At 70.1% G+C, this 24333-nt stretch carries 19 protein-coding genes and 1 other RNA gene; 14 read left to right on the top strand and 6 right to left on the bottom strand.

Annotation, left to right across the window (positions count from 1 at the left end):
- Positions 1-10: 10 nt before the first annotated feature.
- Positions 11-1756, top strand: coding sequence for a hypothetical protein (locus L3Q65_RS41970; RefSeq protein WP_237598106.1), 1746 nt, complete (start codon positions 11-13; stop codon positions 1754-1756).
- On the opposite strand, the gene L3Q65_RS41975 is transcribed toward L3Q65_RS41970, so the two are convergent.
- Positions 1753-2931 (bottom strand): SLC13 family permease, encoded by a 1179-nt coding sequence (locus L3Q65_RS41975; protein ID WP_220508639.1) that lies wholly within the window; start codon positions 2929-2931, stop codon positions 1753-1755. The genes L3Q65_RS41970 and L3Q65_RS41975 overlap by 4 nt on opposite strands.
- A 77-nt stretch (positions 2932-3008) precedes the next feature.
- Entirely contained in the window at positions 3009-4139 is a 1131-nt protein-coding gene (gene sfnG / locus L3Q65_RS41980; protein ID WP_182896335.1) for a dimethylsulfone monooxygenase SfnG, read from the bottom strand.
- Between the two features lie 111 nt (positions 4140-4250).
- Between sfnG and rnpB the strand changes: the two genes are divergently transcribed.
- The 10 genes from rnpB to L3Q65_RS42030 all read left to right on the top strand — a co-directional run bounded on the left by rnpB (position 4251) and on the right by L3Q65_RS42030 (position 15919).
- An RNA gene (gene rnpB, locus L3Q65_RS41985) (RNase P RNA component class A) lies at positions 4251-4643 on the top strand.
- 22 nt (positions 4644-4665) lie between these two features.
- On the top strand, positions 4666-5523 hold the full coding sequence (locus L3Q65_RS41990; protein ID WP_182896334.1) for a hypothetical protein: 858 nt from the start codon (positions 4666-4668) through the stop codon (positions 5521-5523).
- A gap of 470 nt (positions 5524-5993) precedes the next feature.
- Positions 5994-6260 (top strand): hypothetical protein, encoded by a 267-nt coding sequence (locus L3Q65_RS41995; protein ID WP_037815757.1) that lies wholly within the window; start codon positions 5994-5996, stop codon positions 6258-6260.
- Positions 6261-6272: 12 nt separating this feature from the next.
- The gene (locus tag L3Q65_RS42000) at positions 6273-6761 is read left to right on the top strand and encodes a hypothetical protein (RefSeq protein ID WP_182896333.1); all 489 of its coding nucleotides are present in this window, start codon (positions 6273-6275) and stop codon (positions 6759-6761) included.
- A gap of 3 nt (positions 6762-6764) precedes the next feature.
- Positions 6765-9722, top strand: a complete 2958-nt coding sequence (locus tag L3Q65_RS42005) for an ATP-binding protein (RefSeq protein ID WP_182896332.1) — start codon at positions 6765-6767, stop codon at positions 9720-9722.
- Between the two features lie 46 nt (positions 9723-9768).
- Positions 9769-11847 carry a magnesium transporter gene (locus L3Q65_RS42010; protein ID WP_237598107.1) on the top strand — a complete coding sequence of 693 codons (2079 nt, stop codon included), beginning with the start codon at positions 9769-9771 and terminating at the stop codon, positions 11845-11847.
- A 4-nt stretch (positions 11848-11851) separates the two neighbouring features.
- Positions 11852-12451: a hypothetical protein gene (locus L3Q65_RS42015; protein WP_182896330.1), complete on the top strand. Its 600-nt coding sequence runs from the start codon at positions 11852-11854 to the stop codon at positions 12449-12451.
- A gap of 2 nt (positions 12452-12453) precedes the next feature.
- Positions 12454-13452 carry a C40 family peptidase gene (locus L3Q65_RS42020; protein ID WP_182896329.1) on the top strand — a complete coding sequence of 333 codons (999 nt, stop codon included), beginning with the start codon at positions 12454-12456 and terminating at the stop codon, positions 13450-13452.
- Positions 13453-13573: 121 nt separating this feature from the next.
- Positions 13574-15697: a hypothetical protein gene (locus tag L3Q65_RS42025; RefSeq protein ID WP_237598108.1), complete on the top strand. Its 2124-nt coding sequence runs from the start codon at positions 13574-13576 to the stop codon at positions 15695-15697.
- A 24-nt stretch (positions 15698-15721) separates the two neighbouring features.
- Positions 15722-15919, top strand: a complete 198-nt coding sequence (locus L3Q65_RS42030) for a hypothetical protein (RefSeq protein WP_037815747.1) — start codon at positions 15722-15724, stop codon at positions 15917-15919.
- 95 nt (positions 15920-16014) lie between these two features.
- Here L3Q65_RS42030 and L3Q65_RS42035 read toward each other — a convergent pair whose 3' ends face one another.
- The gene (locus L3Q65_RS42035; protein ID WP_182896327.1) at positions 16015-16974 is read right to left on the bottom strand and encodes an ATP-binding protein; all 960 of its coding nucleotides are present in this window, start codon (positions 16972-16974) and stop codon (positions 16015-16017) included.
- A gap of 113 nt (positions 16975-17087) precedes the next feature.
- On the opposite strand from L3Q65_RS42035, the gene L3Q65_RS42040 reads away from it, so the two are divergent.
- Both L3Q65_RS42040 and L3Q65_RS42045 read left to right on the top strand, forming a co-directional pair.
- Positions 17088-18506 (top strand): RNB domain-containing ribonuclease, encoded by a 1419-nt coding sequence (locus L3Q65_RS42040; protein ID WP_370648152.1) that lies wholly within the window; start codon positions 17088-17090, stop codon positions 18504-18506.
- Entirely contained in the window at positions 18503-19267 is a 765-nt protein-coding gene (locus L3Q65_RS42045) for a helical backbone metal receptor (protein WP_237598109.1), read from the top strand. The genes L3Q65_RS42040 and L3Q65_RS42045 overlap by 4 nt, the downstream gene beginning before the upstream one ends.
- Here L3Q65_RS42045 and L3Q65_RS42050 read toward each other — a convergent pair.
- Together L3Q65_RS42050 and gabT are read right to left on the bottom strand one after the other, a co-directional pair.
- Positions 19248-20675: an aldehyde dehydrogenase family protein gene (locus L3Q65_RS42050; protein WP_237598110.1), complete on the bottom strand. Its 1428-nt coding sequence runs from the start codon at positions 20673-20675 to the stop codon at positions 19248-19250. The two genes, L3Q65_RS42045 and L3Q65_RS42050, sit on opposite strands and share 20 nt — an antisense overlap.
- Positions 20672-22027, bottom strand: coding sequence for a 4-aminobutyrate--2-oxoglutarate transaminase (gene gabT, locus L3Q65_RS42055; RefSeq protein WP_182896324.1), 1356 nt, complete (start codon positions 22025-22027; stop codon positions 20672-20674). Before gabT ends, L3Q65_RS42050 begins: the two co-directional genes overlap by 4 nt.
- Positions 22028-22179: 152 nt before the next feature.
- Here gabT and L3Q65_RS42060 point away from each other — a divergent pair, with 152 nt between their 5' ends.
- Positions 22180-23598: a PucR family transcriptional regulator gene (locus L3Q65_RS42060; RefSeq protein WP_182896323.1), complete on the top strand. Its 1419-nt coding sequence runs from the start codon at positions 22180-22182 to the stop codon at positions 23596-23598.
- On the opposite strand, the gene L3Q65_RS42065 is transcribed toward L3Q65_RS42060, so the two are convergent.
- Positions 23588-24328 carry a cache domain-containing protein gene (locus L3Q65_RS42065; protein WP_182896322.1) on the bottom strand — a complete coding sequence of 247 codons (741 nt, stop codon included), beginning with the start codon at positions 24326-24328 and terminating at the stop codon, positions 23588-23590. The genes L3Q65_RS42060 and L3Q65_RS42065 overlap by 11 nt on opposite strands.
- Positions 24329-24333 lie beyond the last annotated feature (5 nt).

Consider the following 24333-nt stretch of genomic DNA (forward strand, 5'->3'; position numbering starts at 1 on the left):
TGACGAGGACATGACGGCTAGCGCACTCACCGCAGTATCCGAGCCCGACCTGCCGGGGGAGAAGACGACCGATCCGCCGGCGCGGTTCAAGCTCAGCTGGCTGGCGTCGACGCTGGCGGTGCTGGCCGGCGTGGCCGCGGTCGCCTGGCACGCCACCCGCTACGGGCACTGGATCGTCGACGACGCGGCCATCACGTTCTCCTACTCGCGCAGCGTCGCCGAAGGACTCGGCCCGGTGCTGGCCCCCGGCCAGCCGCCGGTGGAAGGCTTCTCGGATCCGACCTGGATGATCCTGCTCGCGCTGGGCAAGGTCGTCGGACTGTTCGACAAGGGCCTGCTGTTCGGCATCCCGGACTACGTGCTGTTCCCGAAGCTGCTCGGCCTGTTCTTCACCGCGGGCATCCTGGTGCTGTGCCACCTGGTGGCGCGGCAGGTGTTCCGCAGGCACGCGTGGGCGATCACGCTGGCGACCGGCCTCGGGCTGGCGGCGATCCCGTCGTTCGTGATCTGGGTGGTCTCCGGTCTCGAGAACTCGCTGTTCGCGTTCCTCACCACCGCGCTGGCCGCGCTGCTGTTCACCGCGCTGCGCAAGGAAAACTCGCTGTCGTTCAAGGTCGCGATCGTCGCGGGCGTGCTCGTCGCCGCGGCCGCGCTGACCCGGCCGGAAGGCCTGATCTACGCCAGCGCGTACCCGATCGTCCTGCTCTTCGGCGTGAAACGCGAGGGATTCTGGCCCAGCTTCCGGTCCGCGCTGGTGTCCATCGCGGCGTTCGCCGTGCTGTTCGGCGGCTACGTCGTCTGGCGCTACACGGAATTCCACCGGCTGCTGGCCAACCCGTCGGTCGCCAAGAAGCAGGGCCTGCCGACGTTCGGCTCGATCATCCGGCCGCACCAGCTGGTGGAGTACCTCGGCATCGCGCTGACGCTCGTGCTGCTCGCCGTGGTGGTGTGGGCGCTGGTCAAGGCGCCGTGGCGGCGTCCGCTGATCGGACTGGTCACGCCGCTCGCGCTCGGCGTGATCGCGTACGGCGTGATGGTTCCGGACTGGATGGCCCAGTACCGCTTCGCGACGCCCGTGTGGGTGCTCGGCACGCTGTGCGGCGTCATGGCCTTCGCCGAGTTCGTGCGTTCGCTGCCGAAGGTGCAGTGGCGTGCGGTCGCGGCGCTCGTGCTGGTGGCCGCGGCGGTCCCGTCGGCGATCGGCTTCGCGGGCCACGACGAGGAATTCGTCAAGAGCCCGACCGTGCCGGCCTGCCTGATCGCCGACCGCTTCGGCCGCGGCTTCAACACCTACGCGGACATGCTCGGCCTCCAGCAGGCGTCGCTGCTCCTGCCGGACCTCGGCGGCTCGTCGATGACCAGCAGGCTCGACCTGGTCGACATGGCCGGCCTGGTCAACGCGCCGATCGCGGACCTCACGCACAAGGAAGACATCGCCGGCCTGCGCGACTACGTGTTCGACACGGTCAAGCCGACGTTCATCCACTCGTGGGGCCCGTGGGCGGACGGCAACGGCATCACCGTCGACCCGCGCATCGACCGGGACTACCTGCCGATCCTCGTCTACCCCGGTCCGGGGAAGCGCAACGGCGACTTCGTCCGCAAGGACGCGGTGACCGATCCGGCGAAGCTCGCGGCGGTTCAGCACTACGCGCAGGTGACGATGATGAACGTCGAGGCGCAGCGGTTCGGGGACGGGCTGGACGACTGTGGGCCGACGTTGTCCCGGGGGAGCACGATCGCGCCTCGGGGTTAGCGGGCTAGCCACAGTGCACACGTCGCCGCTGCCAACGACAGCGGTGTCGTGAGCGCCCCGAGCTTCAGGAATTCGCTCACCGGCGGATGCTGTCCATGCCGGACGACAACCCGTCGCCACAACAGCGTCGCCAGCGAACCGAGATAAGTCGCGTTCGGACCGATGTTCACGCCCAGCAGCACGGCGAGCAGCACGCCCTGATTCGGGTGCGGGCCGAGGACCGACAGCAGGATCAGCGTCGCGGGCAGGTTGTTGACGACGTTCGCCAGCACGGCCGCGATGGCCGCGGCGAGGAGCAGTTCGGGCAGCCCGGCGGTCGTCGGCAGGAGACTGCGCAGCAGGCCGCCAAGGACATGCTCGTCGACTGCTTCGACCACCACGGCGAGGGCGAGCACGAAGAGCACCAGCATCGGGGACGCCTCGGTGACCACCTGCCAGGGCCGGATCTTCCGCTCCGCCAAGGCTTTCGCGGCGAGGACGAGCGCGGTCAGCGCGGCGATCCAAACCGGCTCGACGTGCACCAGCTGTCCCGTCGCGAAGCCGACCAACATGACCGCCAGCACGATGAGGGTGAAAACCGGTGCGCGACGGTGTTCGGGCTGACGAGTGCTAGGCGGTTCGCGGAGGTCCTTGCGGAAGAACCAGGCGAACGCGGCGAGTTCGACGGCGAGCGTGACCAGCCAGGGCAGCGCCATCAACGCGGTAAAACCGGCGAAGGTGAGGCCGGAAGCGGTGAACGCGAGCAGGTTCGTCAGGTTCGAGACCGGGAACAGCGTGGAAGCCGAGTTGGCCAGGTGCGCGCACGCGTAGACGTGCGGTCGCGCGGTGAGTTTCAGCTCCGCGGCGGTGGCGAGGACAACCGGGGTCAGCAGGACGACAGTGGCGTCGAGGCTGAGAACGGCGGTGACGATCGCTGCCGCGGCGAAGGTGAGCAGCAGGAGCCGAGGTTGTCGTCCGCGGCAGATCTCGGCTAGTTCGGCGCCTAGCCAGGTGAAGACGCCTTCCGCCGCGGCGAGATGGCTGACCAGCAGGATCGCTGCGAGAAAGCCCATCGTCGGCAGCATCTGGACGACCCGCTCGCCCGCTTCGTGCGGCGAAGTCAGGCCGAGCGCGAGGGCGACACCGGCGGCGGGGACCGCGAAGACAGCTTCCGGCAGGCCGCGCGGACGCGCCATGGCGAACCACAGCGTTCCGGCCAGAAGCAGCAAGGAGAGGGCACCGTTCACCCCCGAACGCTAGCCGCCGCGAGAACTCAGATCCCCGCCGGTTCCGGGACTCCCGCGCCGCGGTCGAGCACCCGCTCCTTCTCCCGGATCACCGGCAGCACCTCCCGGCCGAAGTGCTCGACGTCCTCCAGATAGTGCAGAAACCCGAGCAGCAACAGGTTCGCGCCGCGCTTTTTGTACTCGATCGCCCGGTCCGCGATCTGCTCCGGCGTCCCGATCAGCCCGGTCCGGAACCCGTCGTTGTACTGCACCAGGTCCGCGAACTCCGAATCCGCCCACATGCCCTTGGCGTCCGAAGTGGACTTCCCGGCCTGCTTGACCGCCGAGCGGAATCCTTCGACGGCGGGCACGTTCGCCTTCGCCACGATCTCCCGCAACACCTCGCGCGCCTCGGCTTCGGTCTCGCGGGCGATCACGAACCCGTTGAGCCCGAAGCGCACCGCGTGGTCGTTCTCCGCGGCGTACCCGCGCACCTCGTCGACCTGTTCGCTGAACCCGGCGAAATCCTTGCCGTTGCTGAAATACCAGTCCGAAACGCGACCGGCCAGCTTGCGCGCCGCGGTGGAGTTGCCGCCCTGGAAGACTTCCGGATGCGGCCGTCCTGGACCGGCGACCGGTTTGGGTTTGATGTCGAAATCGCGGATCCGGTAGAAGTCGCCGCCGAACTCGGCGTGGTCGTCGGTCCACAATTGCTTGAGCACGCGGATGAATTCTTCCGAGCGGCGGTAACGCTCGTCGTGTTCGAGCCACGGTTCGCCAAGTCCGGTGAACTCGTCTTTGAACCAGCCGCTGACCACGTTCACCGCGGCCCGGCCGCCGGAGATGACGTCCGCGCTGGCGATGAATTTCGCCAGCACACCCGGCTGCCACAGTCCGGGGTGGACGGCCGCGATGACCTTCAGCCGCTGCGTCGCGAGCAGCAGCGCCAGGCTGAAACCAGTGGATTCGTGCTGGTAGGCGGCACCGTAGCTGGCGGTGTAGCGGACCTGGGTGAGCGCGTAGTCGAAGCCGTTGTTCTCGGCGAGCACGGCCAGGTCGCGGTTGTACTCGTAGCCCCAATCGGTGCGCTGTTCGATGTCGCTGGTGACCAGGCCGCCGCTCACATTCGGGACCCAGTAAGCGAATTTCAAGGGTTCGGAGAGTTCAGGTGCGGTCATGCCGGGGAGTGAAACAGCGGCCGGAAAGAGGGTCAACGCGCGTCCACGCGGTGGAATGTGCCAGCCGGTGCCCGGGGCCGCGCGTGCTCCCGGGTACGCTGTTTCGGCGGACGAGCTGGCAGGACGGTCGCGGCCCGGGTTCTCCCGGTCCGAGGAAAGTCCGGACTCCGCAGGGCAGGGTGGTTGCTAACGGCAACCCGGGGCGACCCGCGGGACAGTGCCACAGAAAACAGACCGCCCCCGTCTCACGGCGGGGGTAAGGGTGAAACGGTGGTGTAAGAGACCACCAGCATCCCGGGTGACCGGGATGGCTCGGTAAACCCCACCCGGAGCAAGGCCAAGAGGGAGTTCGCTCCTGCGCAGGCGATCGAGGGCGGCCCGCCCGATGCCTGCGGGTAGGCCGCTGGAGCCTGCCGGCGACGGCAGGCCGAGATGGATGACCGTCGCCCGGTCCGCCGCGAGGCGGCCCGGGAACAGGATCCGGCTTACATGCCAGCTCGTCCGCCCGATCGCTACGATCGGGCGCATGGGTCAAGCCGTCGCCGCCGCTGTCGCCTTCCGGACCACCTTCGACGCTCTGCACGCTCCCGTCTACTTCGCGCCGGAGACGCAGCAGCGGCTCGCCGCCGCCGGGCTCAAACCGGGGTCGATGACCTACTTCGCCAGCCGCGCCGCGGCGATGGGCGCGGTCGGGCCGGGCACGGTCACCGCCACCTTCTACAGCTTCAGCCCCAGCCTGATCGCCCACTTCGTCCCGCGCGTGTGGACGATCGCCAGCCCCGAAGCCGTGCTGGAAGCCCGGCTCACCGCCGTCGACGAGATCTACCGCAGGCTGTTCGGCGAGGAGACGCTCGCGTCCGCAGAGGTCGCCGAAGCGGCCGAGCTCGCCAGGGAAGCCACCGGGGGCTGCCGTCCGGAAGGGCGTCCGCTCTACGCCGCGCACGCGGACCTGGATTGGCCTGAACAACCGCACCTCGCGCTCTGGCACGCGGTCACCCTGCTGCGCGAGCACCGAGGAGACGGGCACGTCGCGGCGCTGACCGCGAATGGCCTGCCCGGTCTCGAAGCGCTGGTCACGCACAGCGCGACCACGAACGGCACCCCGCCGGACACCGCCAAGCGCACCCGCGGCTGGAGCGACGAGGAATGGGACGCGGCCGCCGCCCGGCTGACCGCCGACGGAATCCTCGGCGCGGACGGCGCGCTCACCGAACGCGGACTGGCGTTCCGCGAACGCGTCGAGCTGGCGACGAACGCGGCGGCGGAGGGTCCGTGGCAGCACCTCGGCGAGGAGAAGGCGGCCCGGCTGGAGCAGCTGTGCGCTCCGCTCAGCCGCCGGGTGATCGAAGCGGGTGCGATCCCGAGCGCGGCGTTCCGGGTCTGATCCGGGAGACGGTCCGGAACTGCCCGGGATCACGCTTTGTAGTGAACAAATGCGCACATCGGACGTGATGGTGACCGTTATCGCATCAGAGAGTGATCAATTCCAGATTGTTTTCCAGTCCGGTTGTCACTCACCGGACTCGCGGCGGAACGCCGATCGGGGCATGCCACACTGGTGCCTGCCCGACACGCCGGTCCGGGGCGCACCGAGAGTGAGCGCCGCACGTTTCGCGGAGCCGCACCGCCGGAAGACTGCGCAATCCGGGTGGCTTGGGTTATTCCGGAGCACCCTTGCCACGATGATGGAGGGCGAGGAATCCTGACCATCGGACCGCAGTACCCGCCCATTGACCACAAGTCGACATCTACGCAGCGCGCTTTGACCATTACCCCTTGTAACGCCATGATGGTGTTCGTAGCTTCGCCGAAGCCAGAACAGCGCGGCGCCCGCCGTGCACCGGGAGTATCGCGATGACCAGCATGACCGCCCTCGAGACGTTTGTGGCCGAAGGGCTCAGCACCGGCAACGTCCGGACCTGGCTGCTCGACAACATCATCCCGCTCGTGCTGCTCGCGGTGGCCCTGCTGCTGCTGTGGCTCGGCGGCGGCAAGGGCGACAACGCGGGGGTCATGCGGCGGCTCGCCGGCGTGGTCATCGCGCTCGCGATCATCGGGCTCGCGGTCAGCGGCGCGGGCGTGAACGTGGGCCAGTGGATCGCCGGCCTGTTCACCGGCTGAGGCGGGGCAGGCGTGCGGATCAGGACCGATGACGAGGTGTACCGGGTCGATGCCGTGTGGCTCGGCCCGCCGAAGGCGACTTTTCCCTGGCGAGCCCGATATGTGGCATGGCTCGTCGGCATTCCGGTCTTCCTGGTCGTGCTCACCGTGGAGCGGTGGGTCGGCTGGAGTTTCGGGTTTTTCTCCACGGCGTGGGCGTTCGTGGCCACGATCGTGATCACCAGGCTGATCACCGCCAAGATCAGCCACGAGCGCCCGCTGGGCGCGGTGATCGCGATGGCGGGCCAGGAACTGCGCACGCCGAGGGAGCGGACCTCGGGCGCGGGCGGCGCGGTGAGCGCCAGCCGGGTCCGGGTGCGGGCGGAGCGCCCGCTGCCGAAGCACAAGAGAAGGCGGCAGTACCAGCACCGCGACCCGCGTCGCGGCGCAGGCACGAGTGCCGGGAAACAGGGAGCACCACGAGCGCGCCGGAGCCGCCCCGCGGCTCGGGCCGGGAGGTAGTCGTTGTTCGGTCGCGGCGGAAGCCGAGGGAAGCGGGAGCAAGACGTCCCTGCCGGTGCGTGGAACGCGCCCCCGCAGGGCCGTCCGCCGTCCGGCGGCAGCAAGTCCGGCGGCAAGGGCCGCAGGCTGCCCGGTGAGCAGGCGATACCGGCGTACACGCCGTCGATCGCCGCGCGCAGCATCGACGGGCATCTGCTGCGCACCGGGTACGAGGTGTACGCCTGGTACCGGCTCGCGCCGCAGCGCTGGTCGTTCCGTTCCGATTCGCAGCGCCGCGACCTGATCGCGGCCATCGCGGGCCAGTACGCCGAACTGCAGGGCCGCTGGCTGCACCTGCGCGTCACGAACCGGCCGTACCCGATCCGGATGTGGGCCGAGGCGCATGTGCACAACGCGGTCGGCAGGCCGAACGACGTGCCGGGCGCGCTGTCGTTCGACGACTACCTGATCGGCGAGCAGCAGCAGCTGATGGGCCGCTCGATGGCGGAAAAAGAGGTCTACCTCGGCGTCCAGGTGCAGACCCGGCGCATGGTGGACCGCGCGGTCGAACGCGCCGCGCCGGTGCTGCGCCGGATCCTGCCCGAGGCGGTCGACGCCGAACTGGCCGCGCTCGACTCCGAGATCGAGCACCTCGACCAGGTCATCGGCAGCGCCGGGCTGGAAGGCCGCCCGGTGCACGCCGAGGAGATGTCCTGGCTGATGCACCGTTCGTGCTCGCTCGGCCTGCCCGCGCCGCGGAACATGCCCGCGGTGCCGGGCGCGGCGTGGGAGCCCGAGGACCTCGCCAGCTTCACCGACGCGGCTGATTTCCACGCCGACCCGTACGCGCCCACGGTCACCGTGCGCGGCCGGACCGGGTCCAACGCCGGTGTGTCGCGGCATCTCGCGGTGCTCACCGTCGGCCAGATGCACGGGCTGCAAATCCCCGAGGTCGACGACCCGTGGATCCAGCACGCGGACCGGCTGCCGGCGGCGGTCGAGGTGTCCGCGCGGATCTACGTGCGGCGGCCGGAAGAGGTGTCCGGCGAACTGCAGCGGCAGATGAACAAGGTCCGCTCGCAGGTCAAGCACTACACCGACGAGCACGAGCTGGAGCCGCCGCAATCGCTGGCTCGGCAGGCCGGCCGGGTGCTGGAGATCGACGACGAGATGACGTCGGGCTTCACCGCGCTCGCCACGCGCGTGCGGTCCTGGTGGCGCCTCGCGGTGTCCGGCCCGACCGAGCGCGACGCGCTGCGGCTGGCCCAGCAGCTGCTGGATCTGTACAAGCCGAAGATCGCCATCGAGCATCCGGAAGCGCAGTACGCGATGGCCAGGGAGTTCATCCCGGGCGAGCCGCTGGCCTCCGGCGCGTACATGCGCCGCGGTTCGGTGGTGTGGACGGCTTCGGCGGTGCCCACCGCGACCGCGGAGGTCGGCGACCGGCGCGGCATCCTGCTCGGCGAAACCGTCACCGCGACGCGGCGGCCGGTGGCCTGGGATCCGTGGATGGCGCAGGAAATCCGCGACGGATCGGGCCTCACCGCGATGGTCGCCGGTCTCGGCGGCGGCAAGTCGTTCCTCGGCGGCGGCATCGTCTACAAGACGCTGCGCGCCGGGGCGCACTGGACGATCCTCGACCCGTCCGGCCCGCTGTCTCGGCTGTGCGAACTGCCGGAGATCCGGCCGTACGCGCGGCCGATCAACCTGCTCAACGCCCAGCCGGGCATCCTCAACCCGTACCGCGTGGTCGCCGATCCGCTGATCGAGCACTTCATGGACGAGGAGGACCCGGAACGCTCGTGGCGGCGCGAAAAGGCGCTGGCCGGGGCGACCCGGCGCCGCCTCGTGCTCGACGTGCTCACCGGCGTGCTGCCGTACGAGGTGTCGCGGATGGCGCAGACCCGGATCGTGCTGCTGCGCGCGGTGCGCGCGGTCGGCGGCCGGTTCGACGCCGACCCCGGCCAGGTCATCGACGCGCTGCGGCGGGATTCGAGCGAGCACCACGAGCACGCGGTCGTGGTCGCGGACTTCTTGGACGAAATGCGCGAGCGGATGGCGCTGCTGATCCCGGAAACCGACGCGGACCCGTACGCCGAGACCCGCGACGACCGGATGACCGTGCTGACCATGGCGGGGCTGACTCTGCCGAAGGACGGCGTGCCGCGCGAGTACTGGACCGACGCCGAATCGCTCGGCGTGGAAATGCTGAACCTCGCGGCGTGGCTGACCCAGCGGTCGGTGTACGAGAAGCCGAAGGAACTGCGCAAGGGCGTCTGGATCGACGAGGCGTTCTTCCTGTCCGAGGTGCCGACCGGGCGCGTGCTGATGAACCGGTTCGCGCGTGACTCGCGGAAGTGGAACGTCCGGGTGCTGCTGTCGTCGCAGATCCCGGCGGACTTCCTGAAGATCCAGGGTTTCGTGGCGCTGCTGGACTCGGTGTTCGTCGGCAGGCTCGACGACGACGACGCCCAGGCGGACGCGCTGCGGCTGCTGAAGGTGCCGGTCGGCGTGGGCTACGAGCAGGTCGTCGCCGCGCTCGGCCGCCGCCCGGGCGCCCAGCGCGGGCTGGAACGCGACATGGAACCCCGGCAGTTCATCTTCGGCGACGGAGCCGGCGGAGTGGAACGCATCCGCGTCGACTTCTCCGGCCCGCATCTCGACTCGTTGCGCGCGGCCATGGACACCACCCCTGGCTCGCCAGACGCGCGCGGCAAATCCGGCAAGGAACTCGTGGTACCCCACGAGGACGAGCCCAAGCCGCACGTCCCCGCCCCACCGGAGGACGACGAGCTGGAACACGACTTCGAACTCCAAGCGGAACTCGAGGTCGGGCTCGCCGACGAGCAGCTGCTGGGCTCGCCGGACCCGCTCGCGTCCGAGACCGGCGAGGTGGAGGGTGCAGTGCGCAACGGACGGCAGGAGGACCGGCACGCCCGCGCCGGCGGCAAGGGCGGCGGCACCGGCAGGGATGCCGCATGAACCCCGGTGATCCGGGCCGGTCCGCGCCGGCCGTGAGGAGGCCTGCGTGAACACCGTCTTCACGCTGGCGTTCGTCCTCGCGTTCGCCGCCGGCTGGCACACGCTGCGCAAACGCGTCAAGGAAGGCCCGAAGCCGGGCGGCCGCCGTCCGAGCAGGCGGGCGTCATTGCTGGCCGTGGTGGCGGTGATCGGGCTGCAGACGGTGCTGTTCGCCCCGTCGGCGAACGCGGCGGCTTGTGGTGAATCGCCGAACCCGGAGCGGCCGGGAGCGGGCATGGTCGGGGCGCTCGACCCCGCCGAAGGCCACGGCGAGGCGGGCAGTCCGTACATCGATTACAGCTACGCCGGGTTCGTGTGGAACACCTATCAGACGAACTGCACGGCGTTGTCGGCCATTGCCTCGCCGAGCTCCACGATCGACACCTGGGCGGGCAACCAGCTTTTCAACGTCGGCAAGAACATCGTCGGCGCCACCAACTCGCTGCACTACACGGTGCTCGAGGGCGGTCTGCTCAACCCGATCTACAACGCGGTGAAGTCCGGCGCGGAGAAGGTCTACAACAACATCTACACGCAGTTGTTCGGCCTGGTCGCGCTGATCATGTCGATCATGTTGTTCCGCAACATCTGGCGCGGCGACCTGGCCGGGGTCAGCAAACGGGCGCTGTACGCGATGGCGGGTGTATGGCTCGCTGCCTCGTCGCTCGCGATGCTGAGATATTTCGATCCGATCGACAAAGCGATCGTGCAGACCACCACGAACATCCAGGCCGGGTTCGTGGACGAGTCCGAGAACCGGGTGGTGCGGCACATCCTGCCGACCGACCTGCACAACGAAGTGGTCTACAAGAACTGGATGCGCGGGGAGTTCGGGTCGCCGGACGCGCCGCAGGCAGCCCAGTACGGCCGTCCGCTGCTCGACGCACAGGCCTTCACCTGGCAACAGTTGCGCAACGGCGACGACGGCAAGCAGAACGTCGTCGACGCCAAGAAGGCCGCCTTCAAGGACATCTCCACGAAACTCGGCCCCGCCACCGGCTACTTCACCGGCGAGGCAGGCGGCCGCACCGGCGCCGGGTTCCTCGCACTGGGCCAGAGCCTCGTCTACTCGCTTTTCCAGCTGCTGGCCAAGGCGTCCGTGCTGCTCGCGCAGGTGCTGATCCGCCTGTTCGCGCTCACCGCGCCGCTGATCGGGCTGGTCGCGCTGCTGAACCCGGAGATCCTGCGCCGCGTGCTCAAGGTCGCCGGCGGCATCGCGTTCAACCTGGTCGTGCTGTCGGTGCTGGCCGGCGTGCACGCGCTGCTGCTGCAGGCGATCTTCGCCGCGGGCGACGGGCTCAACCTGCTGACCAAGATGGTTCTCGCCGGGCTCATCACCGTGCTGTTGTTCCTCGTCGGACGCCCGGTGCGGCGGCTGTGGCAGATGGTCGAGATGTCGGTCAGCATGGTCGGCGGCGCGGTGCCGTCGCCGGGCGGCGGGCTGTTCTCCCGGTTCCGCCGGAAGAACGAGCCGACGCCGCAGGACCAGTTCTGGCAGAACGTCCGCGACACCGACGACGTCGTGGACGGCGACCAGCGCGGCCCGATCGGCGCGACCGTCGGCGGCGGCCGGTACCGGCCCGAGGCGGCGGTTTTCGCCAGCTCGCAGCGGCTCGACAACGGCTCCCGGGCGGCTCGGCCCGCCGCGGCCTGGTCCGGTGCTCCGTGGCCGGGCGCGGTCGGTCCCGCGCAGTCCGCCGCGGGTGCGCTGCCCGCGGGCGGCGGGGGCGGTGCGCCGGCGTTCGGCCAGTACCACCCGGTCGCCGGTGCGCCCGGCGACTACGTGATGGCAGGCGCGCGGTGGCCGGTCAAGGAAAGCCGTCAGGTCGACACGTCCCCGGTCGCCGACCGGCGGTGGAGCGACGAACCGGAACCGGTGGTCGTCCCGTCGCGGATGAGCGCGCCGGACCGCGGGTATTCGGCTCCGGCCCCGGACCAGCCGGGGTTCACCGTGCCGACGCAGGGCATCCGGGCCCAGCCGCGGCGGGTGGATCCCGAGGTCGTGGCCGGGAAACCGGTGTTCGTGCTGTACCGCCCGTCGCGCGGCATCGAGGTCCGCGACACCGACCAGGTCATGGGGCGGTGAGGCGATGCCGATCCGCACCAACCGCGGCCGGACCGCGGTCTACCGCCGCCTGTGGGGCTTCCCGCTCCGTTCGCCCCGGCACCTCGTGGGCACGCTGGTGTTCCTCGCCGTGGTGATCACCGCGCTGGGGGTCGGCCTGCCCAAGATCCTGGGCAAACCGGCGTCCGCGCATCCGGGAGCGGCTCCGCCGAACTCCTCGGCCGGGCCGCACACCGGCGTCGCGGCCCCGGTGCCGAGCACGGAAACCCTGCCGACCCGGCTGTCGCAGCCGCTGGTCACCCCGACCTCGGCGCCCCCGAGCACGGACGCGCTGAACATCGCGAAACAGTGGGCGACCGCGTGGGTGCGCCATCCGGCGGGCATCTCGAACGCCGACTGGCTCAACGGGTTGCGCGCGTTCACCACTGACGAGTACCTCCCCGTCATGTCCACTGTGGACCCGGCGAACATCCCGGCGACCAAGGTCACCGGAGATCCGACGGTCGCGCAGTCCTACTCCAGTTCGGTCAAGGTCGTGGTCCCCACCGACGGTCCGAAACTCAGCATCACCGTGGTCAAAACCGCCGCGGGATGGCGGGTGTCGGACTATGACCAGGCGAGCTGACCGTGAAGCTGGCCATTCTCGTCTCGGTGGTGATCGCCGCCGTTTTCGCCACGGTGCTCACCACCAACGTCGTGCAGAAAGCGGTGACCGACCAGCAGCAGGCGGCGGCCGGCGGGATCGCGCTGACCTCGTGCGACGCCGCGATCGGCCCCACCCAGCCCGGCCAGCCGGAACAGGGCGGGGCGGACGCCGCGGAACTCGACCAGGAGTCGCGCAACACGGTCGCGCTGATCATCTCGATCGGCAAGCAGCGCAGCCTCGCGCCGCGCGCCTGGCAGGTCGCGATCCAGGCCGGGATGACCGAATCTCGGCTGCACAACGTGAACTACGGCGACCGCGATTCGCTCGGCATCTTCCAGATGCGCCCGTCGATGAACTGGGGCAGCGCGGCCCAGGTCACCGACCCGAACTACGCGATCAACAAATTCTTCGACGTCCTGCTCGGCGTCCCGGACTGGGAGAACCTGCGCCCCGGCGACGCCGCGCAGCGGGTCGAACGGTCCGGGTTCCCGGACCGTTACCACCGGTGGGAGGCCATGGCGGCCTCGCTGGTGCAGAACCTGGGCCAGATCGCCGACGTGGTCGGCTGCGGGCAGGGCATGGGAGCCGCGCTGCCGCCGAGCCAGGCCGCGGCGCAGGCGATCAAGTTCGCGCTCGGCGAGCAGGGCAAGCCCTACATCTGGGGCGCGACCGGCCCGGATTCCTATGACTGTTCCGGCCTGATGCTGCGCGCCTACGAGTCGGCGGGCGTGATCCTGCCGCGGGTGTCGAAGGACCAGTACAAGGCAGGCGCGATGCTGCCGGTGCGCGAAGCACAGCCCGGCGACCTGATTTTCCTCGCCACCGACCCGGCCGACCCGACGACCATCCACCACGTCGCGATGTACCTGGGAGACGGCAAGATCGTCGAGGCCCAGCAGACCGGCGTGCCGGTGCACGTGCGCCCGTTCTCGTTCGACGAGCACGAAGTCGTGCCGCAGGCGGTGCGCCCCGGCGTCTAGCATGGGTGCGGGAGGCACCGGCTCTTGACCCGCGGGTGCCCAGTACCGCGGGTCCGGATTCACCCCGAAGTCGCGGCCTGTCCACGAGCACGTGGCCGCGCGCTGGCAGAGGATGGCACACGTGGCACGGAAATTCGGCAAGCGAGGCAAGACCGGCCAGAGCGAGCCCCAGGACCCGGCGGCGCTGTTCGGCGCACCGCAGCCGCCGCGCCAGTCCGCGCACCCCGCGTCCAGCACCCCGTTGGCGGACCTGCTGAACCAGGGAATGCCCGGCGTCGACGGCGGGTACGTCGTCCTGCCGCGTTCCCTGGCCGAGGGCATGTCGCTTCCATGGCAACAGCAGATGGCGGCTTTGCTGGCCCAGTTCCATGCCGAGCACGCCCGGTTGTCGTGGCCGGTGTACCGGGTGGTCCCGTCCCGCTACGAGCGCCTGGTGGATCTGGACGAGGAGCAGTTGGCCGAGGCGGGCTACCTGGTGGAGATGGACGCCGAAGGGGAGATGGTCTACCGGGAACGGAGCGGCCGGAAGGTCCAGGACCCGGACCGGACGACTGTGCTGGTGTCCTGCCTCGACCCGATCCCGCGTCCGGCTGCGGCTGGTCCGGTGCCTTCGGGGGAGGCGCCGCCGGTGGGGCCGCTGGCCGCGGCGGTGCCGATGAATATCGGGCCCGCGCCGGTTTGGCGGTCTTCGGCTCCTGAGGGGGCGGTGGGGAAGCAGCCGAAGCCTGTCCAGGCCGCGGCGGCTCCGGGTACTTCGGAAGTCAATGGCCCGGCCCAGGCTCCTTCGCCGCCGGAAGCGCCGGTTTCGCCAGCTGAGCAGGCCTCGGAAGCCGCTGGTCCGGAGACAGCCTCGGTTCCTGCCGAGGAGACACCTCAGCCCAGTCCGGTTGTCGAAGCTCCGGCCGAAACTGCCGCTCCGCCTGCGGCAATACCGGCCGACTCCGCCGCGCAGCCCTCGATGCCCCCTGCTGCCCCAACGCCGGTCGATCCGCAGTTGCAGGCGAGGCAGGCATGGCAGCCGAAGCCGTACGTGCATGAGCCGCGTCAGCCCGCACGTCCGGCGGAACCGTTGCCGCAGCAGGGGAATCCGGCTGTTCCGCCGCACGGTCGGCATGAGGCGGCCCCGCCGTCCGGTTGGCATGGGCAGAACCCGGCGGTCCAGCAGAGTCAGGCTCCGCAGCCCGGGGCGCAGCAGTACGGCGCGGGTTCGCCCCCTGCTCAGCCCGCACCGGCGACACCGCCGGCGCCTGCGGCTCAAACCCCGCCCGTGCAACAACCGGTCACTCCGCCGGTGCCCACCGCGGAACCCGCACCTCCGCCCGCGTCCGGTGCGGCGCAACCGGTTCCGCCCGCACCTCCGGTACCGCAGGTTCCGTCGGCGACTGGCGCGGAGCCGATGAACCCGCCTGCACCTGGTGTGCCGCAACCGGTTCCGCCCACGAATCGTCCGGTGCAGCCGACGGCTCCCGCCGCACTCAACGTGGAGTCGGCGAATCCGCCTGCGCCTGCCGCATCACAACCGCTCCCTCCTGCGCAGCACCAGTCACCGCCAGCCGGTCCTGACGCGGAGTCGGTGACCCCGGCCGCGAGTCCTCCGGTGCAGCAGACGGCTCCTGCCGCTCCTAACGTGGAGTCGGCAAATCCGCCCCCTCCTGCCGCGCCGCAGCCGCCCCCGCCCGCTCCGGCGCAGCAGCCGACGGCACCTCCCGCGCCCGGCGCGGAGTCGGTGAACCCGCCTGCCCCTGCTGTTTCGCAGCAGCCCCCGCCCGCGAATCCTCCGGTGCAGCCGACGGCACCTCCCGCGCCCAGTGCGGAGTCGGCGACCCCGCCCGCCCCCGCCGTACCGCAATCCTCCGCGAATCCTCCAGCGCAGCCACCTCCCGCGGCGGGCGCACCGTTCCAGTTGCCGCAGCCCAGCGGCCGCCGCCGGTCGGCTGAGACTGGGCCGGACGGGCGGCCGTTGCCAGTCTTCCCGGGGCAGGAGACTGGTCCGGCCGGGCCGCCGCCGTCGCGGACGTATCGGGAGGAGCTGCCGGTCTTCCCGGGCAAGGAATCAGCGGTGCCGCCGGTGCCGGATTACGGCGCTTCCTCCCCGGCGGACGACGCGGCGACCCCGCCGCGCGGCATTCCGGTCGGGGACGCCCGCGACTGGTTCGACGAGCACCCCGACCACAGGGACGACGGTCCGGCCGACTTCGGGCCCACCGGGCAGCCCACGGAGGTTCCGTTCCGCTGGCGCAAGTGAGCGGGCAGGTGTCAGGCTGAACCCATGTCTGACGACCCGAATCCGGACCAGGGCTGGTACTACAACACCCGCACCCACGAAGTCGAGCACCTGGAGCGCAGCCGCGGAGTCGACCTCCTCGGCCCTTACCCGGACGAGGCCACGGCCCGCCGGGCGCTCGACATCGCCCGCGAACGCACCCGGCAAGCCGACGCCGCCGACCGCTCCTGGGACGGCGACTGACGAGCGGGAAAACCAGTTCTGGCGAGGCTGGGAAGCCGGGCAGCAGGAAACCGCCGACCGGACTGGGCGTCCGGTCGGCGGCGAGAACCCTTCGGTTATCCGGCTACCAGCGCCGGGTCCAGTACGAAGTCCGGGTCCACCTGCTCCGCCAGATCCGTCCCCGCGCGCCCGTTGCCCCAGGCCCGCGCGTTCCGCAGGTGGAATTCCACGCCCTGCCGCTGGTACCGGTTCCAGTCGCGCGGCGTGGTGTCCACCAGGTCCTGCATCGCGGCCAGCGTCGCCAGGTTGCGCGGTTCCAGTTCGCCGATCGGCCGGGTCGTTCCGCGTTCGGCGGCTCGGACGTGGCTCGACGTCGTCATCCAGCCCAGCAGAGCCGAACCCAGTTGCTCGGTCAGGAAGTCGACGTCGTCGCCGTCGGTGACCTTGTTGCCGACCGCTACCAGGTGCACCCCGAAGTCCCGGGCGTGATCCGCGTACTGACGGTAAACACCGACGCTGCGCAGGGTCGGTTCGCACACCAGGAACGTCACGTCGAAGCGGGTGAACAGGCCCGAGGCGAACGCGTCGGCTCCGGCGGTCATGTCCATCACGACGTACTCGTCCGTGCCGTCCACCAGGTGGTTCAGCAGCAGTTCGGCCGCGCCGACCTTCGAGTGGTAGCAGGCCACGCCGAGGTCGTCCTCGTCGAACTGGCCGGTGACGCCCAGCCGGACGGCGCCGAGCGGGCGGAAGCAGGCGTCGAAGATCGGGTTGTCCTCGAACGGCCGCACGAGCCGGGAGCCGCGGCCGGGCGGGGTCGTTTTGATCATCGCGTCGGCCGAGGGGATCCGCGGGTTGTCCCCGCGCAGGTACTCCTTGATCAGCGGCATGTTGTCGCCGAGGGTCGGCCACGCCAGCGCCTGTTCCTCGGTCGCGCCGAGGGCCACCGCCAGATGCTGGTTGATGTCGGCGTCGATCGCCAGCACCGGTTTGCCCGCAGCGGCCACATAAGAGACGAACAGCGACGAGAGCGTGGTTTTCCCGCTGCCGCCCTTGCCGACGAACGCGATCTTCACCGATCCGGCCCCTTCTGAAAATGAAGACGATTATCAATGCCAGGCAGGCTACACCCGACCGGCCCGCGCCCGAACGGGCGATCACCGGCGGTTCGGCGGGATAGTGTTGGACCGTGCCGCCACTCGTGCTGAGGACACCAGCGTCGGGAGGGGACTTCGGTCGTCTCCGGGCGGAGTTCGCGCTGCCGGAGTCGTTCGGGCCCGCGGTACTCGCGGAGGCCGAAACGGCGGTGCTCGATCCGCTCGCGTCGGCGGGCGGCCGTGAAGACGCCACCGACCTGCCGTTCGTCACGATCGATCCGCCCGGGTCCAAGGACCTCGACCAGGCGATGGTGATCGAGCGCAACGGCAGCGGGTTCCGGGTGCAGTACGCGATCGCGGACCTGGCGGCGTTCGTCCCGCCGGGCGGGGCGCTCGACCACGAGGCGCGGCGGCGCGGGCAGACGCTGTATCTCCCGGACGGCAACGTCCCGCTGCATCCGCCGGTGCTGTCCGAGGGCGCGGCCAGTCTGCTGCCGGGCGAGATCCGGCCGGCGGTGCTGTGGACGATCGACGTCGACGAGGCCGGGGAAATCGCCGCCACCCGGGTTCGGCGGGCGCTGGTGCGCTCGACCGAGCAGTTCGACTACGAAGGCGTCCAGTCGTCGCTCGACGCGGGACGGCCGCATCCCTCGGTGGCGGCGTTGCCGGAGCTCGGCCGGTTGCGGCGGAGTCTCGCGGTGCAGCGCGGCGCGGTCGAATTGCAGCTGCCGGAGCAGGAAATCAGCGGCGACATCGACGGCGGCTGGATTCTCGCGCGCCGCCCGCGGACGGTCGTCGACGCGTGGAACGCCGAAATCTCTTTGCTCACCGGGATGGCGGCCGCGCGGATCATGATCGACGCCGGGATCGGGGTGCTGCGGACACTCCCGTCCCCGGAGCCGGACGCGGTGGAATGGCTGCGCCGCTCGGCGACGGCGGTCGGGCTGGCTTGGCCGGTCGAGCTGACGGTGTCCGAGTTCCTGTCTACTTTGGACCCGGGACAGCCCGCGTCGATGGCGTTGTACGCGGACACCACGCGGTTGTTGCGGGGCGCGGGTTACACGGCCTTCGCCGGGGAATTGCCCGCGGTCACTACGCACGCCGGGATCGGCGGGGCGTACGCGCACGTCACGGCGCCGATTCGGCGGCTGGTCGACCGGTTCGGCACCGAGGTGTGCTTGGCGGTGACGGCAGGCCGCGAGGTGCCGGAGTGGGTGCGCGAGGCGTTGTCCGAGGTACCGGCGCATATGTCCGCTTCGGACAGTCTGGCCGCGCGGGTCGAGCGTGCGTGCATAGATCAGGTCGAAGCGTGGGTACTCGCAGAGCATGTCGGTCATGAGTTCACCGCGGTGGTGCTGCGCGCGGACGAGACGCGGGCGGAGATCCTGGTCGAGAACCCGCCGGTGATGGCGAAGTGCTCCGGCGAGAAGTTCCCGGAGGGCGAGCGGATCGCGGTGCGGCTGACCGAAGTGGACGTCGAGCAGCGGAAGGTGTCGTTCGAACGGGTATGAGGAACGCGGAACTGGTCGATGATCTCGGCGAGCCGGTGCCGATCGAGGGCCCGCCGCGGCGCGTGGTGTCGCTGGTGCCGTCGCTGACCGAGGCGGTCGAGGCGAGCGCGCCGGGGCGGCTGGTCGGGGCGACGGACTATTGCACGCATCCGGCGGATCTGGACGTGGCACGGGTCGGCGGGTCGAAGTATCCGAAACTCGACCGGGTGCTGGCGCTCGAACCGGATCTCGTGCTGGCGAACTCCGAGGAGAACCGGCCGGAGGACGTGGAAACCCTTCGTGCCAACGGGATCCCGGTGTTCGTCATGGCCGCTGCGGAGTCGGTGCCCGCCGCGCTGGGATCGTTACGGCGGATTTTCGCCCAGGTGTACGGAATTGACGAACCAGAATGGCTTGACACCGCGGACGAGCTGTGGCGCGAAGTAGCGCCGGTGCGGTATCGCGCGGTGATTCCGGTGTGGCGCAAGCCGTGGATCGTGTTGGGGCGCGACACCTTCGCTGGTGACGTGCTGCGCCGGGTCGGGATCGATAACGTCTACTCAGGACACTCCGAGCGTTATCCCCGGCCCTCGCTGGAAGAACTCCAGAAGACCGGGGCCGACCTGGTCGTACTGCCCGACGAGCCGTACGAATTCACCCAGGACGACGGCCCCGGCTTCTTCCCGGAGATGCGCCCGGTGCTGATCTCCGGGCGCTACCTCACGTGGTACGGACCGTCTCTCGTGGACGCCTACGCGGCGCTCAGAGAGTCAATCCAGTAAGGACAGTGACGCGCTCTTCGGTGAAGTCGGCCATCGCCGCGGCCGGGCCTTCCCGTCCGACGCCGGAGTCCTTCACGCCGCCGTAGGGCATCTGGTCGGCGCGGAAGCTCGGCACGTCGCCGACCAGCACGCCGCCGACCTTGAGCCGTGCCGACACGTCGAACGCGGTCGGCAGGTCGCGGGTGAACACGCCGGTCTGCAAACCGAAGCGGGACGCGTTGATCCGCTCCACGCCATCGTCCACAGAGGACACCCGGACCAGCGAAACCACCGGGCCGAACACCTCGTCCGCCATCACTGAAACGTCCTCGGGAACCTCGGAGAGCACGGTCGGCTCCACCGTCGCACCCGAACGGCCGCCGCCGGCCAGCAGCTTGGCGCCGGCGACAACCGCGTCGGTGACCCAGGTTTCGACCCGCGAAGCAGCCGCCTCGTTGACCAGCGGGCCAACGTCGACGCCGTCCTCGCGCGGGTTTCCGGTGCGCAGCGCGGCAACCTGCTCGAGGACCTTCTTCTGCAGCTCGTCGTAGACGTCGGTGTGCGCGTACACGCGCTGTACCGAAATGCACGACTGTCCGGCCTGGTACATGGCGAACGTCGCGATCCGCTGCGCGGCGAAGTCCAGATCGGTCCAATCCGGACAGACCAGCACCGCACCGTTGCCGCCGAGTTCCAGCGCGACGTGCTTGCGCGGCACGGTGTCGCGGATCGCCCAGCCGACCGGCACCGAGCCGGTGAACGACACGACCGGCAGCCGCGGGTCCTTGACCAGCTCGGCGGTTTCCTCGTTGCCCAGCGGCAGGATCGACCAGCTGCCCGCCGGAAGATCGGTCTCGGCGAGGATCTCGCCGAGCAGCAGCGCGCTCAGCGGCGTCGCCGGGGCGGGCTTGAGCACGATCGGCGCGCCGACCGCGATGGCCGGGGCGACCTTGTGCGCCACCAGGTTCAACGGGAAGTTGAACGGCGTGATGCCCAGCACCGGACCGCGCGGCACGCGCCGGACGAGCGCGAGCCGTCCGGTGCCGCCCGGGTCGGTGTCGAGGCGCTGCAGTTCGCCGGAGAACCGGCGAGCCTCCTCGGACGCCCAGCGGAACGTCGACACCGCACGGCCGACCTCGCCGCGCGACCACTTCAGCGGCTTGCCCGATTCGGCGGTGATCAGCTGCGCGATCTCCTCCGTCCGTTCGGAAAGCCGCCGCGAGATGTGGTCGAGCGCGCCCGCGCGGACGTGCGCGGGCAGCGTCGCGAACTCGTCGGCGACGTCGGCGGCGGCCTGGACCGCGGCCTCCACTTCGGACGGTCCGGGCACGTAGTGCGAACCGGCTTCGGAACCGTCGAACGAATGCCGGACGACGGTCGTTTCGCTGCTGGTTACCGGCTTTCCGGCCACCCAGAACGGGAAAGTCACTTGCGGGCCTCCGTGGCGATCGCGTACTCGAGAACGGCGAGGCCTTCGTCGAGCAACTCGTTGGACAGGGACAGCGGGGGAAGCAGGCGGACGACGTTGCCGTACGTGCCGCAGGTCAGCACCACGACACCCTGCGCGTGGCAGGCGGCGGCGATGCGCTTGGTGAGGTCGGCGTCCGGCTCGTTCGTGCCCGGCTTGACGAATTCGGCCGCCAGCATCGCCCCGCGTCCGCGAATATCGCCGATCACGCCGGTTTCCGTGGCCAGCGCCCGAAGCCGCGGCAGCACCAGTTCCTCGATGCGCTTCGCGGAACCGGTGAGGCCGTCCTCGCGCATGGTCTCGATCGCGCCCAGCGCCGCGGCGCACGCGATCGGGTTGCCGCCGTAGGTGCCGCCGAGCCCGCCCGGGCCGACCGCGTCGAGCAGTTCCGCGCGCCCGGTCACCGCGGCGAGCGGCAGCCCGCCCGCGATGCCCTTGGCCGTGCACACCAGGTCGGGGACGACGTCCTCGTGCTCCGAGGCGAACCAGTTTCCGGTGCGGCAGAAGCCGGTCTGCACCTCGTCGGCGACGAACACGACGCCGTTCGCCTGGCACCACGAGGAAATCGCGGGCAGGAAGCCGGGTGCGGGCTCGATGAACCCGCCCTCGCCCTGGATCGGTTCGAGCACGACGGCCGCGACCTGGTCGCCGCCGATCTGCTTCTCGATCCGGTCGATCGCCTGCCGCGCGGCCTCCGGGCCGGCCAGCCCGTCGCGGTACGGGTACGAGCCCGGCACGCGGTAGACTTCGGGCGCGAACGGGCCGAAACCGTGCTTGTAGGGCACGGATTTCGCGGTCATGCCCATGGTCAGGTTGGTGCGGCCGTGGTAGGCGTGGTCGAACACCACGACGGCCTGGCGACCGGTGGCGGTGCGGGCGATCTTCACCGCGTTCTCGACCGCTTCCGCGCCGGAGTTGAACAGCACCGACTTCTTCGCGTGGTCGCCCGGCGTCAGCTCGGCCAGCGCCTCGCAGACCTCCACGTAACCCTCGTACGGCGTCACCATGAAACAGGTGTGGGTGAACAGCGATGCCTGTTCGCGTACCCGGTCGACCACCTCGGGCGCGGAGTGCCCGACGCTCGTCACCGCGATCCCGGAACCGAAGTCGATCAGCACGTTGCCGTCGGCATCGGTGAGCAGGCCGCCGCTGGCGGAGGTGATGTAGGCGGGCAGCGTGGACGCGACCCCGGCGGCGACCGCGTTCGCGCGGCGCTCTTGCAGCGCCCGGGAGACGGGGCCGGGGATCTCGGTCTGCAGCCTGCGCTGCCGGGGTGCCGGAGCCTGCGGCTCGGCGGCGGTGCTGGTGGTCATGCCGCTCCTGCGTCGCGGTTCGTGAGTGCTGATCCCGGTTAGAACCGCGATAGGCACGCACGAGCTGTGAACTGGTCGCCCTCAGAATGGCCTCTGCACTGCCCACCGTCAGCCTGCCGTTCTGTCTAACTTGGCAGTTATAATTGGCCGTTATGGCACTCACCCTGCGCGCCCTCGCCGCCGAACCCGCGCTGGGCCTGCGCGTGGTCGCGGGCGAGGCCGGGCTGGACCGCCCGATCGGCTGGGTACACCCCACCGAGCTGACTGACCCGCAGAGCTTCCTCGAAGGCGGCGAACTGCTGCTCACGACCGGTTTGACGCTCTACAGCGCGACGTACGCGCCTTACGTCCGGCGGCTCGTCGACGCGGATGTCGCCGGGCTCGGTTTCGGCGTCGGGCTGAGCCACGCGAAGGTGCCGGACGCGTTGGTGGCGGTCGCTGACGAGGTCGGGTTGCCGGTACTGGAGGTGCCGAGGAAGACGCCGTTCATCGCGATCACCCGTGCGGTCTCCCGGTCGGTCGCGGCCGACGAGTACGCCGCGACGGTGCGGATCGGTCGCGCCCAGCAGGAGTTGACCCGTACCGCGGTCGGGCGCAGCGGTGCCGGGGGAGTGGTGCGGCGGCTCGCGAGGCTCATCGACGGCTGGGTCGTGCTTTACGACTCCGCCGGACGCGTGCGTGAGGCGTCGTCGGCCAAAGCGCGCAGCGTCGGACTGGACGTCACCGGCCTTCGCGCGGGCACGCGCGTGGTTTCGCATGGCGACGACGAGGTCGTCATCCAGACTCTGCACACCCGGGGTGCGCTGGCGGTCGGTACTGCGGAACCGTTGGACAGCACCGGACGGCATATCGTCAACACCGCGGTATCGCTGCTTTCCCTTGCCCTGGAACAGGATCGCGCACAGCGGCTTTCGCTGTCGCAGTTGCATAGCGGCGTGCTGGAACTGCTCGCCGCCGGACAAGACGAACTGGCCCGCGAGGTGGTACCCGACCTTCCGCCGGAACCGTGGACGGTGCTGGCCGTAAAAGGGAGCAAGGCCGCCCGAAACACCCTGTACGAACGGCTGGAAACCCTTGCCGGGCAGGTGTTCGCCGCGCATCGCGGGGACAAGTTGATCGTCCTGGCGGAGAACGACGAGGTAAGCGCGATCGTCGCGGAGACCGGAGAGTTCCACAGTGGACTGTCCGCCGGAGAGTTCCCGACCGCGTTAAGGCAAGCGGAAGAAGCAGCGGAAGCGGCACGGACCCAGCGCGTGCCGATGCTGCGCTACGCCGATCATGCCGGGGCCGGGCTCCTCGGCCTGGTCGATCATCAAGCCGCGCAAGCGTTTTCCGATCAGCTGCTCGCGCCGGTAAGGGAATTCGACCGGACCGGCCGCGGCGACCTGGAACTGTCGCTGCGCTGCTGGCTCGAACACCACGGCCATTGGGACCTCGCCGCGACGAAGCTCGGCGTGCACCGGCACACCTTGCGCAACCGCGTCACCAAAGCCGCCGACCTGCTGGGCCGGGACCTCGACGCGCCGGGCGTCCGCGCGGAATTGTGGTTCGCGCTCCAGGTCAGGTCGTGACCAGCAGCGTGATCGGCGAATCCCCGCAGCGCCGCAACGTCATCCCGCCCGGCGCCGTATACGGTTCCGCGCCGGATGCCCACCAGGCAGGCACGTCGATCTCGCGCACCAGCGACCCAGTCGCCTTCCGCACGCTGTTCGACACGATCACCCGTCCCTGCGCGTTCAGCAGCGCGGCCGTCCGGCCGAGTGCGCGCAGCCGCCGGCTCACCGTGCGCTCGAACTCGCGCACATACACGTCCGCACCAACGACTCCGGCGAATTCCTCACCGCGCGTAACGGGCACGGTGAAGGTCAGCGTGTACTCGTCGGTGCAGAGATAGTCCACGTATGGCCCATTGACATGCCGCCGCCCGCTGTCGCGCGGGACGGTGAACCAGGATTGCCGCGTGTAGTCAAGGAAATTGGGACTCTCCGGATCGAGGCTGATGAACAGCTGTTCCGGCGAACCGTCGTCGGTGCGGCACGAGGTCCACCATTCGAAGCCGAGTTCTTGATCGGCAAGGACATTCGGCGCGCTCACGAAGCCCGCGCCGACCACCAGGCCGCCGAGCGCCTCGATGACCTGCGGCCGGATCGTGTGCAGCGCTTCGGCGGACAGGTCGCCGGATTCGGCGAGCAGGGTCTCGGCAGCGGCGAGAACCGGCTTCAGGCGCGCGAAAATCTCCTCGACGAGGGCGGAAACCTGGGTCACTACCTCTTCGCCGGTCAGCGTGTGGGTGTCGGTCACGATGC

Origin of the sequence: Amycolatopsis sp. FU40, assembly GCF_021903635.1 — a bacterium.
Taxonomy (GTDB): domain Bacteria; phylum Actinomycetota; class Actinomycetes; order Mycobacteriales; family Pseudonocardiaceae; genus Amycolatopsis; species Amycolatopsis dendrobii.